Source organism: Bradyrhizobium sp. CCBAU 51627 (assembly GCF_028128765.1).
Taxonomy (GTDB): Bacteria; Pseudomonadota; Alphaproteobacteria; order Rhizobiales; family Xanthobacteraceae; genus Bradyrhizobium.
Genome location: NZ_LBJG01000079.1, coordinates 1 through 17387 on the forward strand (window position 1 = coordinate 1; position 17387 = coordinate 17387).

16 protein-coding genes and 1 pseudogene are annotated in these 17387 nt (G+C 60.9%); 9 read left to right on the forward strand and 8 right to left on the reverse strand.

Features of this window, described 5'->3' with window-relative positions:
• The 3 genes and pseudogenes from tnpC (XH88_RS27690) to XH88_RS27700 form a co-directional block, all read left to right on the forward strand.
• The coding region (gene tnpC / locus XH88_RS27690; RefSeq protein WP_442868482.1) for an IS66 family transposase at window positions 1-901 on the forward strand (901 nt) is incomplete at its 5' end.
• A 19-nt stretch (window positions 902-920) separates the two neighbouring features.
• A pseudogene (tnpC, locus tag XH88_RS27695) lies at window positions 921-1564 on the forward strand (IS66 family transposase); the annotation flags it as partial.
• Window positions 1548-1949, forward strand: a complete 402-nt coding sequence (locus XH88_RS27700; RefSeq protein WP_271671398.1) for a DUF3024 domain-containing protein — start codon at window positions 1548-1550, stop codon at window positions 1947-1949. The pseudogene tnpC (XH88_RS27695) and the gene XH88_RS27700, both read left to right, overlap by 17 nt.
• Window positions 1950-2113: 164 nt before the next feature.
• Here XH88_RS27700 and XH88_RS27705 read toward each other — a convergent pair whose 3' ends face one another.
• A complete protein-coding gene (locus XH88_RS27705; RefSeq protein WP_271671399.1) occupies window positions 2114-3229 on the reverse strand; it encodes a Wzz/FepE/Etk N-terminal domain-containing protein in 1116 nt (371 codons plus the stop codon).
• Between the two features lie 933 nt (window positions 3230-4162).
• On the opposite strand from XH88_RS27705, the gene XH88_RS27715 reads away from it, so the two are divergent.
• A complete protein-coding gene (locus tag XH88_RS27715; RefSeq protein WP_271671400.1) occupies window positions 4163-5014 on the forward strand; it encodes a polysaccharide lyase in 852 nt (283 codons plus the stop codon).
• A gap of 589 nt (window positions 5015-5603) precedes the next feature.
• Here XH88_RS27715 and XH88_RS27720 read toward each other — a convergent pair.
• Both XH88_RS27720 and XH88_RS27725 read right to left on the reverse strand, forming a co-directional pair.
• Window positions 5604-5861 carry a hypothetical protein gene (locus tag XH88_RS27720; protein WP_271671401.1) on the reverse strand — a complete coding sequence of 86 codons (258 nt, stop codon included), beginning with the start codon at window positions 5859-5861 and terminating at the stop codon, window positions 5604-5606.
• Between the two features lie 242 nt (window positions 5862-6103).
• Window positions 6104-7051 (reverse strand): LuxR C-terminal-related transcriptional regulator, encoded by a 948-nt coding sequence (locus tag XH88_RS27725; protein ID WP_271671402.1) that lies wholly within the window; start codon window positions 7049-7051, stop codon window positions 6104-6106.
• Between the two features lie 675 nt (window positions 7052-7726).
• On the opposite strand from XH88_RS27725, the gene XH88_RS27730 reads away from it, so the two are divergent.
• Together XH88_RS27730 and XH88_RS27735 are read left to right on the forward strand one after the other, a co-directional pair.
• Window positions 7727-8401: a LuxR C-terminal-related transcriptional regulator gene (locus XH88_RS27730; RefSeq protein ID WP_271671403.1), complete on the forward strand. Its 675-nt coding sequence runs from the start codon at window positions 7727-7729 to the stop codon at window positions 8399-8401.
• Between the two features lie 364 nt (window positions 8402-8765).
• Entirely contained in the window at window positions 8766-9032 is a 267-nt protein-coding gene (locus tag XH88_RS27735) for a hypothetical protein (protein ID WP_271671404.1), read from the forward strand.
• Window positions 9033-9056: 24 nt separating this feature from the next.
• On the opposite strand, the gene XH88_RS27740 is transcribed toward XH88_RS27735, so the two are convergent.
• The 5 genes from XH88_RS27740 to XH88_RS27760 all read right to left on the reverse strand — a co-directional run bounded on the left by XH88_RS27740 (window position 9057) and on the right by XH88_RS27760 (window position 13598).
• A complete protein-coding gene (locus XH88_RS27740) occupies window positions 9057-9782 on the reverse strand; it encodes an SDR family NAD(P)-dependent oxidoreductase (RefSeq protein ID WP_271671405.1) in 726 nt (241 codons plus the stop codon).
• On the reverse strand, window positions 9775-11160 hold the full coding sequence (locus tag XH88_RS27745; protein ID WP_442868483.1) for an AMP-binding protein: 1386 nt from the start codon (window positions 11158-11160) through the stop codon (window positions 9775-9777). Before XH88_RS27745 ends, XH88_RS27740 begins: the two co-directional genes overlap by 8 nt.
• The gene (locus tag XH88_RS27750; protein ID WP_271671406.1) at window positions 11147-11392 is read right to left on the reverse strand and encodes an acyl carrier protein; all 246 of its coding nucleotides are present in this window, start codon (window positions 11390-11392) and stop codon (window positions 11147-11149) included. The genes XH88_RS27745 and XH88_RS27750 overlap by 14 nt, the downstream gene beginning before the upstream one ends.
• Window positions 11393-11424: 32 nt before the next feature.
• Window positions 11425-13242 carry a long-chain-acyl-CoA synthetase gene (locus XH88_RS27755; protein ID WP_271671453.1) on the reverse strand — a complete coding sequence of 606 codons (1818 nt, stop codon included), beginning with the start codon at window positions 13240-13242 and terminating at the stop codon, window positions 11425-11427.
• An 86-nt stretch (window positions 13243-13328) separates the two neighbouring features.
• On the reverse strand, window positions 13329-13598 hold the full coding sequence (locus XH88_RS27760) for a phosphopantetheine-binding protein (RefSeq protein WP_271671407.1): 270 nt from the start codon (window positions 13596-13598) through the stop codon (window positions 13329-13331).
• 213 nt (window positions 13599-13811) lie between these two features.
• Here XH88_RS27760 and XH88_RS27765 point away from each other — a divergent pair, with 213 nt between their 5' ends.
• The 3 genes from XH88_RS27765 (at window position 13812) to XH88_RS27775 (ending at window position 17381) form a co-directional block, all read left to right on the forward strand.
• Complete coding sequence (locus tag XH88_RS27765) at window positions 13812-15038, forward strand: acyl-CoA dehydrogenase family protein (RefSeq protein WP_271671408.1); 1227 nt, start codon at window positions 13812-13814, stop codon at window positions 15036-15038.
• Between the two features lie 31 nt (window positions 15039-15069).
• On the forward strand, window positions 15070-16023 hold the full coding sequence (locus tag XH88_RS27770) for an amino acid--[acyl-carrier-protein] ligase (protein ID WP_271671409.1): 954 nt from the start codon (window positions 15070-15072) through the stop codon (window positions 16021-16023).
• Window positions 16024-16106: 83 nt separating this feature from the next.
• Window positions 16107-17381 carry an O-acetylhomoserine aminocarboxypropyltransferase/cysteine synthase family protein gene (locus tag XH88_RS27775; RefSeq protein WP_271671410.1) on the forward strand — a complete coding sequence of 425 codons (1275 nt, stop codon included), beginning with the start codon at window positions 16107-16109 and terminating at the stop codon, window positions 17379-17381.
• The last annotated feature ends 6 nt before the right edge of the window (window positions 17382-17387 follow it).

The following is a 17387-nucleotide window of genomic DNA, read 5'->3' on the forward strand; positions in this document are numbered from 1 at the left end:
AAGCTTGCCTGATGGGAGCCGGGTGAGGCGAGAGTCTCACGCCCGGTTCTGCGAGAGGCTGGAGGTGAAATCCCTCCGGCCTACTCACCCCACGGTGCCGGTCCTGGCCAAGGGCAAGACCCGGACCGGCCGGCTCTGGACCTATGTGCGCGACGACCGTCCGTTTGCCGGCCCAGATCCGCCGGCGGCCGTGTTCTTCTACTCGCCCGATCGTGGCGGTGCGCATCCGGAGCAGCATCTGGCGGGCTATGCCGGACTGATGCAGGCCGACGCCTACGCCGGCTTTGGCAGGCTCTACGAGGCCAATCGCAAGGGCGGCCCGATCATCGAGGCCGCGTGCTGGGCGCACGGCAGGCGCAAGTTCTTTGACCTCGCGCGGCTCAGCAAGGCGCCGATCGCGGCCGAGGCGGTCAGGCGCGTCGATGTTCTGTTCGCCGTCGAGCGCGAGATCAACGGTCTTGCTGCGCAGGAGCGTTTGCGTGTGCGCCAGGAGCGTAGCCGCCCTCTGATCGTCGAGCTGGAGTCGTGGTTGCGCGAGCAGCGCGCCAAGCTCTCCAGGAACAACGACACGACTAAGGCGATCAATTACTGCCTCAGCCGCTGGGATGCATTTAGCCGCTTCCTTGATGACGGACGGCTTTGCATGTCGAACAATGCTGCCGAGCGTGAGCTACGGGCTGTCGCCGTGGGACGAAAAAATTGGACCTTCGCCGGATCCGATGAGGGCGGCCGGCGTGCGGCTGCCATCTACAGCCTCATCGCCACCGCCAAGCTCAATGACATCGACCCGCAGGCTTGGCTCGCTGACACGCTGGCGCGCCTGCCGGATCACCCCGCCAAGCGCATCCACGAACTCTTGCCCTGGAATTGGCGACCTCAGAGCGTCCCTCAGGCCGCATAAGCGCGGTCAGCCATCCGCTCAAGATGACCTAACCAGGGGCCATCACCGGACGCGTACGGCCAATCGCAAGGGCGGCCCGATCATCGAGGCTGCGTGCTGGGCGCACGGCAGGCGCAATTTCTTTGATCTCGCGCGGCTCAGCAAGGCGCCGATCGCGGCCGAGGCGGTCAAGCGCATCGACGTTCTGTTCGCCATCGAGCGCGAGATCAACGGCCTTGCTCCGCAGAAACGCCTGCGCGTGCGCCAGGCGCGTAGCCATCCCTTAATCGTTGAGTGGAAGCGTGGCTGCGCGAGCAGCGCGCCAAGCTCTCCAGGAACAACGACAAGACCAAGGCGATCAACTACTGCCTCAGCCGCTGGGATGCATTTACCCGCTTCCTTGACGACGGGCGCTTGTGCATGTCGAACAATGCCGCCGAACGCGAACTGCGGGCCGTCGCCGTAGGAAGAAGGAACTGAACCTTCGCCGGCTCCGATGAGGGCGGTCGCCGTGCGGCTGCGATCTACACCCTTATTGCGAGCGCCAAGCCCAACGACGTCGATCCGCGGGCTTGGCTCGCCGACGTGCTGGCGCGCATCAACGATCATGCTATCCAGAGGCTGGCTGAGCTTCTGCCCTGGAACTGGCAAAAGCCAATGCCGAGCCATGTCGAAGCGGCGTGAGCCAAGAGGACACATGAGAGGAAGCGGCCTGTCCGCGGCAGATAAATCGGCGGTGATGGCAGCCTGCCAGAAACTGATCGACGACTTCCTGAAGCCCCGCTTCCTGCCCACTATCCGGCCGACGCAGTTCAACTATCCGGTCGACATCCTGGGAAAGTGGCACGGCACCAAATATCGGTTCATTCAACGCTACCGCTCCGGCTTCCGGGAGAATCTCGGCGAAGAGTTCGACGCCCCGTTCGCCCGTCTCGGCTGGATCAGCCGTAATCGCTTCGACATCCAGTGGCACCGTCACACCGGAGAATGGTTCTGCCTGCATCGCGGCCTCACCCTCGCCGAAGCGATTGACACGCTAAGATCCGACGGATTGCTCCACCTAATTTGAACCGCCGTACCTCTGCAGGCGCAAGTATCCCGCGGTCCCCGCCGGATGGATAGATCGTAGTCGAGGAGACCACGGCACCGGCGCTGGATCCCGCACGAAGAAGAGCTTCTTTGGGGCGATCACGCGGTGGTGGAGATGCCGATCGTCGGTGAAGATCGCAGTCTTCACCCCGAACTCGTGAGGCGCACTGGCTTTGGCTCTGCCGATGCTTCAAGTTGATGATCTCGTCGAATCCCGTTCGGAAGAGGTCGTTCGATCCTGCCATCCTCTGCGCTTGGACCAATTGTCTGTCCGCTGGTGCGGATGCGATCAGACAGATCGCGCACAATTCCTATAGCGAGCCCAAGAAGCAGGCCTGCAACGATCGCTACTCCGAGCACGATTCTAGGTTTTGGCCAGCTAGCCCTCAAAGGAGGCGACGCTCCGGTGATGAGACTCGCCTCAAAAACCGGCGGGGCTTGTTGTTGGGCCGCTTCTGCCTTGCGCAGCACATGGCGAAAATTATCATAGGCGTTTTTTGACGATTCAGCAGCGGCCGCCAATCTATCGCGAGCATCGGCCGAATCCGCTGCATTTGTCGTCTTGATGTTCCTATCGTAATCCCTCAATGCCGCTTCTGCGGCCAATGCCTGAGTGCTCAATTCGTTCAGTCGATCCGTAACCCATTTCTCGTCTTGCAGGCTTGCCTTGTCCATTTGATGAGCAATGTATTTTTCCGCAACGGCATTTAGAATCTGCGCCGCCCGATCCGGATTTCTGGAATCGAAGGCAATCTCGACAAGATATGTAGGGCCGACACGCTTCACCGAAAGCCTACGTTCGAACGGTTCAACGGCATAGCGCGCGGCGTTAGCCTCCGTCATCGGCTTGCTCCAGCCGAGCAGCCGGGAAATCATGCCGCTACCTTGGCCGGTCGCAAATTCCGGGTCTTTAGCAAGGCCGAGCTTCTCGATCACGGCGTTAGCGATGCTCTCAGACTTTATGATTGCGATCTGACTTTCCACGACCGTCGACAGCGCCGCAGCGTCCGCGAAGGTCAGTTTCGAGTTTACGAGGAGTTGCGCCTTGGCGGTGAACGTCGGTACCACAATGATGAGGTACAGGATGGCAATGCCAAGCCCCGCCAAACACGTCAGCAGCATGATCACTAGATGTCGTCGGATGAAGGCCAGCACTGCTACCGCGTCTGCTAGTGAGACGGCTGGCCCCGGGCGAAAATCAGGCGGCATACTGTCGCGACTTACCCAATTCTCTGTGCTGTTGGTCTGGAGCATTTTCATTGCCACTGCTGATAGTTGAGGCTTCGGGACGACGCTCAAGTCGTGTACTGAGAAGTTCGGGTGGCGAAAGATGGTGGAGCCGCATCGATAGGCATTGCAACTAACCTTTTTGGAATGAGGTGCTTGGCCAGGAGACGCTGTGCGAAGCAGGACCAAGCAACAACGGACCATCGCTGCCAGAAACCGCCATCGATGCTGGCGACCCGAACCAGGACATTGAACATCGGCGCGAGGTCATCGATATTGTATGGCGTATGAAGCGTCCCAGTCGGGTCACCGGTGGATCGTGTGCGCTTCCTGCCAACGCGAGCAGCGCGGCCATTCGATTCTTGCCGGCGTCGGCTGGAATCGTCCTGCCTGCAATCGAATGTGCCGCAAGCTTGGTACAGGCCGGCGAGTTGGTAAAGGACGCATAACTCACCGGTTACTCCCAGCCAGCCATTTCACTCTCGAGCCTGACAGTAGCATTCGAGTCATTGGGTGGAATTGGATACGACGGAGTAACTACGATGGAGGATTGAGCCTGGGCGCTGCGGGCCAAAATTGTCCAATCATCCGAAGGGGTTCCGAAGGTAGCGGTTCCGCTCTGTCTTCCGCGGACAGATCAAATGGTCTACCCGGATCGATTCAGCCGCGACGGCGCCCGAGATGATGGCGCGCGCGTTTTCGACGGCGCTTGGCGGCACACCCGGTCCGGTCGTGGTCGAGCTTCCCTAGGACGTGCTCGAGATGGAGGCCGCTCAACTTTCCGCTCGGGTTCACGGCATCGCGCGGACCGAGCCCTGCATTGGAGCAGGCGGTCGACCTGATCGGCAAAGCCGAGCGGCGGAGGTACCTCGCCTGGAAGAGCGGGCGTTGCGATATCCACCTTTGCGCTCCCGTAGCGTATGGGAGAAATGCTATGGATCAAGCGTCGCGTATGGGAGAAATGCTATGGATCAAGCGTCGAGTCAGGCGAGCTTGAGGTATGGCACGCGCAGGATTTCCTCTATCACGCTGGTGACCACCGGCATAGTCCTTTGTGTACTAATTCCATTTGCTCTTGAGGCCGTTTTTTTATTTTGCAGCATTTTCATGACGAGGAGCATCCCCCTGTACGATGATTTTGCAACCCGCGATTTTTCACAATGGAAAGGCTTTTCCAAACAAGTTTGCTGTAGTAGGTCGGCAGTGGTCGTTGACGCTCCCAGCTGGGATTCTAAGAACGCGGCGCGATTCGAGATAAACTTCGATGACCCCATCGTTAGGGGGAGTCATCGATCCGAATTCCGATTGAAGCCGACAGAGTTTCATCGACTTTATGAGTATGGATTGAAGATTTTCGTGCCACCGGATTGGCAGTCCGATAATAATCAGGTTGTGGTGACGCAGATGCACAACACGCCAGACCGTTGGAAAGGTGAGGGGGGGCTGGTTCCTCCGCTGGAATTGAGCTTGGTCGACAATAGCTGGGTTCTTAAGACAGCTTGGGGGCAGGTGCCAACGTGGTTCGATCGGAAAGGGGACATTCGTTATGTTAAGTCCTGGTCACAGCCGTTCGAACGTGGAAAGTGGACCAGTTGGGTTTTTCGTACCAAGTGGTCGCTCGATGAGGATGGGATTGTCGAGGTCGAAAAGGACGGCAACTTAGTTTTCCAGAAGCACGGCCCGAACTGTTACAACAATTTATTTGCGCCCTACCTTGAGTTTGGAGCCTATGCTCCGACTTGGATAGACTTAAGCGCGCCTCCTGAATTCAAAACCAGGGAAGTTTTTTTTACGGACGTTTTTGCTCGCGAGCGTTGAGCTGCTGACAGAATTCTGTTGGCGATTTCAGGCAAGCTGTGGGTTTGAGTGGACCTCCGGGTGAGGAGTACCGCCATCCAAGATGGAAGAGCGGCCCTTCTTTGTTTCTGACCTGCCACTGACTTTTCATCCAGTGACTGATCGTAGACGAAGTCGAGGAGTGCGTTCGGCTTCGCTTCAACCAAGATTGGCGCCCGTCGATTTGGGCGCGGCTTGAGTTAGGGCCACTACAATCTCTGATGGTTAACGGCTTGGTTTTGTGCGTGCACGAGCTACCTTTGTACGCCAAACGGCGGAGCCAAACTTGCAAAGCGAATGAAATTTGCTGCCGTGAAATCAACACCTGTGCCCGTGTCCTCGCGGCTTTCGTTGTGGCCGACGTTCATCAGAGAGGAATCGGCTCGGGCCGGAACCCCATCCAAGATGAAGCGGCGCACAAAACTCCAGCAGCCCACTGCGCCGGTCGACGGCGTCGTGCAACAGCTCGTCGTTCACGGTGGGAGGCGTGGTAACGCCGGCGCAGGCGCTGGCCATCGTCAGGCTCAACTCGAGATTGAGGTCATGCTCTCCAGCCCCGACATCGGTTCCTTCATCCGGGACAAAAGGCGTAGATCAAGATACCTTCAACTTCACGCGCTACGGGCTTCTCCATCGGCACATGGTCAACGTGTCGACGGACGCTGTCACGCGCGATAGACGGCGGGGCGGGCGACCGCACGTCGGGCACGGGCAAGGCAGCAGCGAGCCGAAACGCGGCGCGGATTTGGAAGTTGAGGTCAAGCTCGTCAGGCTCGGCCCCGGCATGGCGGTGACGGTCGAGACCACGACCGGCCGCGCGCAGGATCATCAGTTACCTTCTTTTGCCGTTGACGAGGTACAAGCATGAATCGCTGCGGGAGCGAAAAAAAGACCGGCTCTTCACGCTGCGCCTCGTCAACCCGAGGAAGGTGCCTGCTGCGATCTCGCGTGCCATTCACGCGAGATCGCAGCAGGCACGTCCTAGACGTCGGAGAAGTCGGCGCAAGTGTCGCAGCCTTGCTCGGCGATCGGATCGTTCGCGCGACGGCAGTCGTTCCCGGGTCCTCGTGCCTACTTGTAGAGCCGTGCCGCGGCGCGAGCCCCGCGGTCCACGCCCTTGCGGAGTCGACCGTCGATAGGGGGGACCGCGACGTGATTGGACTGGGGGACCAATGTCGCCGGCTCGTTGATGTGCTCTATCTCGGAGATCACATCGATAGGCTTCGCGATCCCCCAGCCGGGATCGACGGCTGTGAGCGCGCGACCGCTCGCCCCTCGTACCTGCGACCCGTGGTTCATTCCCCAGATCGCCGCTTGCGTCCGGTTCTGAACCCGGATCTTGCGCAGGATCGCCTTGACGTGCACCTTCACGGTCGCTTCGGCGATATCGATCTTTCGGGCGATGCATTTGTTGGAATCGCCTTCGATAAGGCAGGATAGAATTGCCTTCTCGCGCGGCGAGAGCTGCGGCGAGATCGTGTCCTCTGACGAGACGTGGATCACGTGATCGGTTTCGTTGAAGGACGGTTCGCGGTCGCGGCCACCGTCGAGAGCGAACGAGAGAAATGCCGGTGGGAAGACGGTCTCGCCCATCGTGACCAGCTCGACGGACTTGATGAAGGCGTCGCAGGAAATGACGTTGACGAAGTATCCGTTGGCGCCGGCGCGAAATGCGGAAGCGAGCTCGACGGGCCGATAGTTGTCCGAAATGATCGCGACGCGCGCGTCGGGATGCTGCTCTTTCACATGTCCGATCTGATCTTTCGTGAGATCGAGGTCATCGCCGGTCTGGACGATGAGGAACATGAGTTGTTCTTCTTGTAACGAGCTTGGCAACTCGGCGAGGCTCGATACTGATGCTGCGATACGGAAATTAGCTGCTTGTAATATTCTAGCGATACCTTCCCTCGTCAGAACGTTCTTTCCAATAAGAACCGTTCCGTATGCTTGCTGCCTCCGCATTTTACCCTCCAGCCTACGCAATGACACAACAAAACAGCGACGGATGGGTGAACCCAATTTTGTCTTTCGGCAGGCGAACGCGTCGTGGATGCTAAATTGGTGTTCTCCCTGAGCTTACAGTCCTTAAAAACATCGAGTTACTTCGATCGAGATCCTTCTTTTGTGTCCTGCCGAACGTTGGCGGCAGTTGATCGAAGTTGCTTAAGCATTGATGAATGTTAGATGCGAATTCTCGATCGCCCTATATATCGTTCGTTATAGGATCGACCTCGCGTATACCCGCAAGATTCGGGTGCCTCAGAACCGCTTTTTTCGCAGTCTCTGCGTGAATAATGTCACTTTATCTCGTTCACGTTGAATAACCTGTCGGCGTTTTTGTTCGACGGTGCCACGTTTGGGCGAACACATTCGCCAAGCGACTGGATGGCGCGGGCCATATCGAACGTTGCGGAAATATCGAAGGCGTGGGTCAGTTAAGAATTCGGGGGTGTCGCTGCGTCACGGTCGGATCACCGGGTTCTTACGGGCGTTTGCCGCACGAAATTGCTGTATGAAAGCAGATGGAGCAGCGTTGCTGTTAACTCTAAGCATATAGGTTAAGCATGTAGGGATTGCGTTGCGAGAACAGCGTCGCTTGTTTTATTGGAAATTTCGGATGAATTTATAGGTGGTGCGAATAGTGACGGGGACATGGAGTTCATCTTTTTGGGGTGACAGGCTGAGGAACACCCAATGCGACGAACCAGTGTAGTCATTGCAGACCGGCATCCGGTGGTTTTGCAGGGGCTGAGAAACGTGCTCGGCGCCTTAGCTGATTTCAATATTGTCGCATCCTGTAGCGACCCCGTCGGCTGTATCGATGCGATCCGAAACCTTGCGCCCGATATCGCGATTATCGATCCCGCAATGCCTGATTTCGGTGCGCTGAAAATTCTCTCGGCTGTCAATTCAGAAAATCGTTCGACTCATTTGGTATTTTTCGCTGCGAGTGAAGATTGTGAACTAGTGCTCGCGGCGACGCCCATGACCTGTAGCATCGTTCTGAAGGACATGGAGCCCGAAGCGCTGGTGCAGTCCTTGCGACACCTCGCCAACAATCGCAACCTGTTGCCGGCGGGCCCATCCGGGTCGATCGTGTCGCGCGAGCACGACACGGAGAACGCGTTGACTGGTCTCACGGATCGCGAGCGTCAGATCATGCGTCTCGTCTCCGAAGGATTGTCGAATAAGGAGATCGGGCGGCGGCTGAACATTGCCGACGGCACCATCAAGGTGCACCTGCACAATATCTTCCAGAAGCTTGAGATCAGCAATCGGACGGTGCTGGCAGCTCTCGCCATCTCCCAACAAGATCGCGCGACTGGCCCGCGGGAGAAAGACCGCATTCCGGACGAGACCGGCAAGTAATGCACGACGTGCGTGACCGGGTTGAACCGGAGGCGCCGTGAGGTAGTCCGTCGGGGTAGGCGGCTGATCCAAAATCGCAGCCAAAAGATCGGCCGGGAGGTGTATTCATGCGTCATCTGCGGCTCTGGGTCCATCGCGGTTTGTCCGTTTCAGGTAAAAGGTAGTCGCGGGCGACAGCGAACGGCACCAGATGCGATCGCAGAGATGTGCCGAATAGATCTAGGCACATCTGGAGCGGCGGCCCTGGCCCCCCTGCTGCCCCCCCATGGTCAGGGCCGCTTCGCCACGGGCGGACCTGCAGGCAGGACTAAATTCTGTGGTTGAATTCTGTGCTTGAGCCGAAGCACGTAAGCGGGCGCACTTGATGTCCCTTCAGTTTCATCGTGCCATCGATGACATGGAAATTTGGAGCGCGGCCTGCGACGGCTTTTCTTTTGTGATCACGTATGAGACCCCTGCTGGTCCCGGCTTTCATGGACGTGCCGGTTATGTGGCGTCGTGGCGGGAGCTCTATCGGAGCAGCGGCGCGATCAAGATCGGCGGCTCCGCATTTGCGACTTTCGCCGAGGCCGAGGAAGCCTGTAATACGATGCTTGAGGTTCTGAAGGAGCCTGCGCTGAAGTCGCACTGAGATGAAGGATGCGCCTGGCGACGGTCAGGCAGTGCTCCCAGCGTCGACCGTCACCACTGTGCCGGTGATGTTTCGGCCGCCTTCGCCGAGAAGGAACTCGACTACGGAAGCGACGTCGTCGACGCCGGGGAGGTGGCGCAATGCGCTACGGCCGACGATGCGTCGACGGTCTTTCTCGTCAAGGGACTTCGTTAGTTCCGTGTCGACGAAGCCGGGCGCGACCGCGTTCACCGTGATGCCGACCCGGCCGACTTCTCGCGCCAGCGAACGGGTGAAGCCGACCATCGCGGCCTTGGACGCGGCATACACGGACAGACCGTTGTAGCCGGTCGAGGCGACGATAGAGGAAATATTGACAATCCGCCCCGCACCGTCCGCCATCATCTGGCGTGCCACATACTTGGTCAGGATAATCGGCGACAAGACGTTCAGACGGATCAAGGTCTCGATTTCGGAATTGTGCATGGTTGCCAGCAACCCATCGGTGCCGATGCCGGCATTGTTGACGAGGCCGTAGATCGGGCCGAATTCGTCGCGCACTGATCGCGCGAAGAGCGAGGTTGCTTCGGTTACCGCAAGGTCGCAAGCGCGGAAATGCAGGCGCTGTTTTGCTTCTCGAATTGCCGCCGCAAGCTCCCCGCTCTCGCGGCGCGCTACCGCGACTGCATTGTAGTCACCGGACGCGGCGAGCCTGCGTGCAATGGCAAGACCGATACCGCGGCTTCCGCCGGTGATGAGGACGTTACGCATCGATTCGCGCCAGTTTACCGGCTGCGGTAACCTCGAGCCGCTCGACGAAACGGATCACCGCCGGTACCTTCCACACCGCCAGGCAATCCTTGCACTGGCTGAGGATCTCGGCGCGGATCGCCCCGTGGCGCTCTCGATCGGTGCCGTCGGCGAGGATGACATCGGCGACGACGATCGCGCCGGTGATCGGGCTCGGCCGCGATCGCGCGCGCGACATCCGGACGCAGGCGTGCCGGTTGATCACGGCCTCTATCTCTTCCGGATGCACCTTCAATCCGCCGACGTTGATGATTCCGCCTCGCCGACCGACGAAGTGGTATCGTTCGCCGCGCAGTTCGACCATGTCGCCGGTATCGACGTATCCCTCGGTGTCGGAAAGCGGCGGCGCCTCGGCGCCGACATAGCCGCGCGCGGTACGCAGGGAACGGATCCGTAGGGAGCCGTCGACCACCTTCATCTCGACGCCGTCGCGATTCCGCCCGATCAGGTGGGCTGGAAAACCTTCGCGCCCGTCGTCGACACTGAAGCCGACGCCGGCCTCGGTCGAGGCATAGGCGTGCCCGATCGACGCGCGTGGAAATCTCCGGGCCAGGCCGTCGAGCACGGCTTGGTCGGCGATTTCACCCGACAGGCGGACATAGTGCGGGGCGAAGTCGGCGGATGCGCCGCTCATCAGGAACTTGCGCCAGTGCGACGGTGTCCCGGAGATGTGGGTGACACCGCCCGCGCGCAGCCGCGCCACATGGGCCGCGATGGCTTCCCCGGGCTCCGAAAGCACCATCGATCCGCCGCCGATCACGGCGCGCAGGAAGATTTGCAGGCCGCCGTAGCGGCGGATGTCGTAGAACGTGGCCCAGGTCGCGTTTCGATAGCGCGTGGGCCCGTCGGCGAGGATCGCGCCGGCAAGTCCATCGAGCGTATGTCGGACAATCTTCGGCAGCCCCGACGTCCCCGAGGTCAACATCAGCCACTCGGTCGCGCGCTCAGCCTTCCATCGCACGGCCCTTCGTTCGGCTAGGTCGATGCCGACAAGGGCGTACTTGTCAGCTCGACATCGGAGTAACGACCGATCGGTGACGATGGTGTCGATCTCGGCCTGTTGGAGCAGGACCTGCAGGCGGTCCCAATCGAGATCGGGCGGGCAAAGAAGCATGCGGCGGGCGACGCCGTCGAGTTCGATCATTGCAAGCGCGGACAGCAACTGTCCCGACGTCGCGAGCAGGACCGAGCGGCCGGGCAGCTCGCAGGACGCATCAGTCAGGCAGCTGTGCTGGATGATCTCGGTCAGCGATAAGCTGTGCCGGGCGTCGGAGATCGTGCGATCCGTCGGTCCCTCGCCGAGATATTGGCGCAGCGCGATGATTTCAGGCGGGGACATTCTCATAAGCTCGGACAAATTCGCCGAGGGTGGACGGGAAGGCTGCGTCCTCGGCAACGGTGAAGGGATCGACACCGAGCTCGTCCTCCAGGCGCGCAACCAGGATTGCGAATGCCAGGGAATCGAACCCGGTTTCGTTCAGTGGCAGATCGTCCTCAAGCGGGGGAAGCGTGACCTTCTGCTCCTCGGCGATCTGCTTCATCGCGGCGAAAATCTTCGACTTGACCGACATGGTTCACCTCACATTTCGGCTCCGGGCCGAGGTTAGAGCTTGATTTCACTCTCAATGATGCGTGCGTAGACGCTCGGGTCGATCGAGCGATAGTCGCCGGTTGCTGGATCCAGCAGGAACAACGGGTCGTCCACGACCGAAGGATCGAATCCCTCGCGGATCAGCTGCTGCTTCTTCTGCTTGAAAGTGTCGGTCGCCTCGAGCGCCCGGCACAATCTGACAAAGGCTGGAATCGCATAGGGAGGAAGCCGGCGCGAAAGGTGTTTCCCGAACATCCCGAAATCGAAACCCTGATCCACCACCAGGGCGGCCATGCCGGCGCGGCCATCGGCCCCGGATACCGCAACTCCATAGGTCGAGGCGTCGAGAACGCCGGGGCATTCCCTTATTGCGTCGTTCACTTCGCTGGTCGAGACGTTCTCGCCCTTCCAGCGGAAGGTGTCTCCGACGCGATCGACGAAGTGCAGATAGCCCTGCGTGTCGCGCAGCATCAGATCTCCGGTGCGGAACCAGGCATCGCCCGCGGCGAAGACGTCGCGCAGAATCTTCTTCTCGGTCTCGGCCGGATCCGTGTAGCCCTCGAAAGGCGCGCCGTCGCGGTTTGCACCGCCAATGCGCCCGAGAGCCTCGCCGGTCTCGCCGGGGGCGCAGGCGATACCGAGCCCTGCGTCGTTACGCAGTAGGCTGCCACTATCGGCATCGACCTTGACGATCGCGACAGGGAAGCGATGCGCCAGCACTGGCGGAATCCGGCCGATCGCGCCGGGTTTTCCTTCGACGTTGAACAGCGAAAAATTGCCCTCGGTCGCGGCGTAGAATTCGAGGATATGCGGTATCGCGAACCGGCCGGCGAACGCCTGCCAGATGTCGCCGCGCAATCCGTTACCGACAGCCAGCCGCAGTCGGTGTCGCACCTCTGGTTCGGACGCTGGCGCCCTGACCAAATAGCGGCAGAGCTCGCCAATATATTGGAAGACGGTGCAGTCGAAACGCACGATGTCGTCCCAGAAGCTGCTGGCCGAGAATTTCTCCGCGATCACGACCGACCCGCCTGCGCAGAGCATGCTACAGGGCGCTGCGACGCCGCCTACAGAGTGGTGAAGCGGCAGGCAATCATAGAGGCGATCGTCGATGGAGGCGTCCGTCAGTCCGGCAAACCATCCGCCCCAGGTGAGAATGCGCCGGTGACTGACGTTTGCCGCCTTTGGTAATCCCGTCGTACCCGAAGTGTAGATGAGGAGCGCGCGGCCATCGATCGTGACGTCGCCGAGCTCGGCGGAGGACAGTGGACCTGGCTCGCAGGCGGCGAGCGCCGCTTCTAGATCGCCGCCGGAGGTGCCGGCGCCAAGACTCCAGCTCTGCGGCACGCGGCGCAGGTGCGGACGCGCGCTCTCGAACGCGTCTACGCAATCGCCTGCAATGATGATGTGATCGGCATCCGCGACGTCGATGCAGTGAGCGAGCGACTGGCCAACCAGCCTGGTGTTGATTAGTGCCACCGTCCCGCCGACCCTGCTGATGCCGAGCCAGCAGGCGAGGTAGTCCGGCCGGTTTGGCATCAGCAGACAGACGGTGCGGCCGGCATCCAGGCCGAGGCGCCGCGCCCAGCGCGCATACCGGTTGATCCGGGCGATAAGCTCTCCATAGGTGAGGGTCTCGCCGTTCGAGAGCAGGGCAGGTCGGCTGGGCTGGCGTTGCGCCCATTCTTCCACGATGTCGGCGAACAACCGATGCGGCCGGGTTTCGAGCCGCGCGGTCAGCGCGATGGCTTGCAGCCAGGTCTTGGCTGGAGAGGTCTTGGCTGGAGAGGTCTTGGCTGCAGCGGTTTTGGCGGCAGAGTGTCCGCGCATCGGCGAGGTCGTGGTCAGCGCGACCTTGCAATCATTGTGGATGGCGCCCGCTGGGTTGTCGAAGCGGAATCTCGGTTCAGCTGGCTTCATCCCGATCCGGGTCCGAGCTGGTTGCGTATCATCCGCTCCATCGTCCTTACCGATTGAAAATTCTCGGGTGTGATCGCGAATTGGGGAAGAATGAGATCGAACTCGGCTTCAACCTTGAGCATCAGTTCGACCATGCCCATCGAGCTCAGCCCGATATCCACCAGCCGCGATTCCGGATGGACGTCGGCGGTGATCTCGTTCTGCCGAAGAATGCTCCTGACGACGGAGAGAACCCGGCTCTGAATGTTGGCGGTAAGGTCGTGCATCTCGGCTGCTCCTCGCCGTGATCGGGCGTGAACACAATCGCAGTCGAGGCGACGATACCCAACTGCTGCTCCGGTCAACAGCTCCGCTTCGGAGGTACCTCACTCGGGAGTAGAAGTTCCCTGACACCCACTTCTGCGCCAACGACGCGCACGGAGAAGTCGGCTAGTTCTCGGGATCTCGCCGTCCAACCAAGAACTGGGAGGCTCTGGCTCATGAGCGTGCAGGAAGTCCAGTTTCGCAACCTCGCCACGGAAATCGGCCGAGCGGCATTCCCTGCCGACGGCCCCTCGTTCCGGGAGCGAACGGCAAAGGTCGCGGAGGTCGCTGCGGCGGAGGCCGAGGCGGTCGATCGCGAGGCGCGCTTCCCGCGCAAGGCGATCGACGCCGCGCGCAAGGAGAGACTTCTGGGCGCTCAGATTCCGATCGAGTTCGGCGGAGACGGTGCAACCATCTCCGAGGTCACGGAGATGTGTTACGCGCTCGGCCGCGCCTGCGCCTCGGTCGGGATGATCTTCGCGATGCATCAGACCAAGATCGCGTGTCTGGTTCACCACGGCGGGGGCAGCGCCTGGCACGAAGGTCTCATGCGCCGCGTGGCGGCTCAACAGCTGCTGCTGGCGTCGTCGACGACGGAAGGCCAGAACGGCGGAAACATACGTTTCAGCTCGGCCGCAGTGGCGCGCGCTGGCGAGGAGATCGCGCTGGTGCGCGACGCGACGGTGATTTCATACGGAGCCGAGGCGGACGGCATCGTCACCGTCGCCCGCCGTTCCGACTCTTCCGCCGGATCCGATCAGGTGCTGCTGGCCATCACCCGCGACGACTATACGCTCGAGCCCACTCTTGCCTGGGAGACGCTTGGCATGCGCGGGACCTGCAGCGCGGGCTTCAAGCTGAATTTCAGAGGCACTGCGGACCAGATATTCCCCGTCGCATATGAAAAGATCCATGCGCAGACGATGACGCCCGTTGCCCATCTGTGCTGGTCCTCGGTCTGGGCCGGGATTGCGGCTGCGGCGGCGGACCGAGCGCAGCTCTTCATCCGCAAGGCGGCGCGCGGGGCGGGTGGCAATATGCCTCCCGGAGCTGCGCATTTCACCGCCGCAAGAATGACGCTGACGAAACTGCGCGCCATCATTGCCGCGAATCTTCAATTCTATGAAACAAGCGAACGGGACGAGCGCGCGTTGTCGTCGGTCGACTTCCAGTCCTCGATCAATCTTCTCAAGGTGGAGGCCTCCGAGCTCGCGGTCACGGCCGTCATGCACGCGATGCGTGCCTGCGGCCTGTCCGGTTATCGCAACGATACCGACGTCAGTGTCGGTCGCCACCTGCGTGACGTGCTTTCCGCGCCAATCATGATCAACAATGATCGCATCCTGGCCAGCATGGGTACCGCTACGCTGATCAGCGCCGTCCCGGAGTCCCTGCGCGATTGATATGTGATCCTCGAAAGGAATGGGGCTCGATATGAACGTGGCCAGCTTTGCAGTGCCGACGGAAGCCGCTTCGCATCCGTCCGATCCGTTGGACCACCTTGCCGATTTGTTGTTTCACCAGATGGGCTCTCCGGGGGTCTATGGCCGCACCGCGCTCTATGAAGACGTCGTCGAGCGGCTTGCAGCGCTGATCTCGCGGCATCGTGAAGCGAACACCGAGGTGATGCGCTTCCCGCCCGTCATGAATCGCGCGCAGCTGGAGAGGTCGGGCTATCTGAAAAGCTTTCCGAACCTTCTGGGGTGCGTTTGCGGCTTGCACGGGACGGATAGCGAGATCCACGCCGCGGTCAGCCGCTTCGAGGCGGGCGGCGACTGGACGCAGTCGCTTTCGCCGGCCGACCTCGTGTTGTCGCCGGCAGCCTGCTATCCCGTCTATCCGATCGCAGCGAGCCGTGGCCCTGTGCCCGCGGGCGGTTGGCGTTTCGACGTCGCCGCCGATTGCTTCCGCCGCGAGCCGTCGCACCATCTCGACCGGCTACAATCGTTCAGGATGCGTGAGTTCGTCTGCATCGGCAGCCCTGATCAGGCCTTCGCGTTCCGGGAGCGCTGGATCGCGCGGGCGCAGGAGATCGCGCGCGAACTCGGGCTGACCTTCAGGGTCGATGACGCCAGCGATCCGTTCTTCGGCCGGGTCGGTCAGATGATGGCCTTGAGCCAGAAGCAACTGTCGCTGAAGTTCGAACTGCTGGTGCCGCTGCGCTCCGAGGAGCGGCCGACGGCCTGCATGAGCTTTAACTATCACCGCGAACATTTCGGTGACGCCTGGGGCATCGTGGACGCGGCTGGCGAGCCGGCCCATACCGCCTGCGTGGCGTTCGGAATGGATCGTCTCGCCGTCGCCATGTTCCACACACATGGCGCAAACACCGGCCGCTGGCCGAGCGCGGTGCGCAATCTGCTTGGTTTCGCGCCCGACGGTCAGTAGGCGGTGCAGGAATTGGAGGACGTGCGATGCGCCAGGGACATCCCGAGATCGCCCGGGATCGAAGAGCCGAAGGGCCCGCATCCATGAGAAGAGAGACCATCGCCATCCACGGCGGCTTTAGGGAAGATCCGGTCACCAAGGCGGTTGCCGTGCCGATCTACCAGACCGCTTCGTATGCTTTCGACAGCGCCGATCACGGAGCCGCGCTCTTCAATCTGGAAGTGGATGGGTTCCGCTATACCCGGATCGGCAATCCGACCAACGCGGTGCTGGAGGATCGTGTCGCGGCTCTGGAGGGGGGCATCGGAGCGCTCAGTGTAGCCTGCGGTCAGGCCGCGGTGAACTACGCAGTGATCAATATCGCGGAAATGGGCACCAACATCGTCTCGGTCCCGCAGCTCTACGGCACCACGCACACGTTGTTCGCGCACATCCTGCCGAGACAGGGCATTACGGTCCGTTTTTCGGAAGACGACCGACCAGCGAGCGTGGAAAAACTGATCGACGGCGATACGCGGGCGGTGTTCTGCGAGAGCGTCGGAAATCCGGCCGGAAACGTCTGCGACGTCGCAGCGATGGCCGAAGTCGCCCATAGCCACGGTGTGCCGCTGATCGTCGACAACACGGTGGCGACGCCAATTCTACTTCGGCCCATCGAGTACGGCGCGGATGTCGTGGTGGAGTCCCTGACAAAGTTCATGGGTGGGCATGGCACAACGCTCGGCGGAATCATCGTCGATGGCGGCAAATTCCCGTGGGCGGCGCAAGGCCGGCGCTTTGCGATGATGAGCGAACCGGAGAAATCCTATCACGGGCTGGTCTTTACCGAACGCTACGGGGCCGCCGCCTATATCGCGCGATGCCGAGCCGTCTCCATGAGAAACAGCGGCGCTATCTTGGCGCCGGTGAATGCCTTCCTGCTGCTCCAGGGCATCGAAACTGTCGCGCTGCGAGTCGAGCGGCACGTCGAGAACGGCGAGAAGGTCGCGCGATTTCTGCGCGATGATCGCCGCGTCGCCTGGGTGAATTATGCGGGCTTCCACGACAGCCCCTATTACACGCTGACACAGAAATATCTGGGCGGGCGAGCGTGCTCGCTCCTGACGTTTGGCGTGGCAGGAGGCTTCGAGGCGGGCAAGCGGTTTTACGACGCGCTGAAGCTCTGCAAGCGACTGGTCAATATTGGCGATGCGAAGTCGCTCGCCTGCCATCCCGCATCCACCACCCACCGGCAAATGTCTGCCGAAGAACAGAACAAGGCCGGCGTGCGGCCCGAGATGATCAGGCTGAGCGTCGGAATCGAGCACATCGACGATATCGTCACCGACCTAGATCAGGCGCTCAATGCAGCGAACTGATTTTGC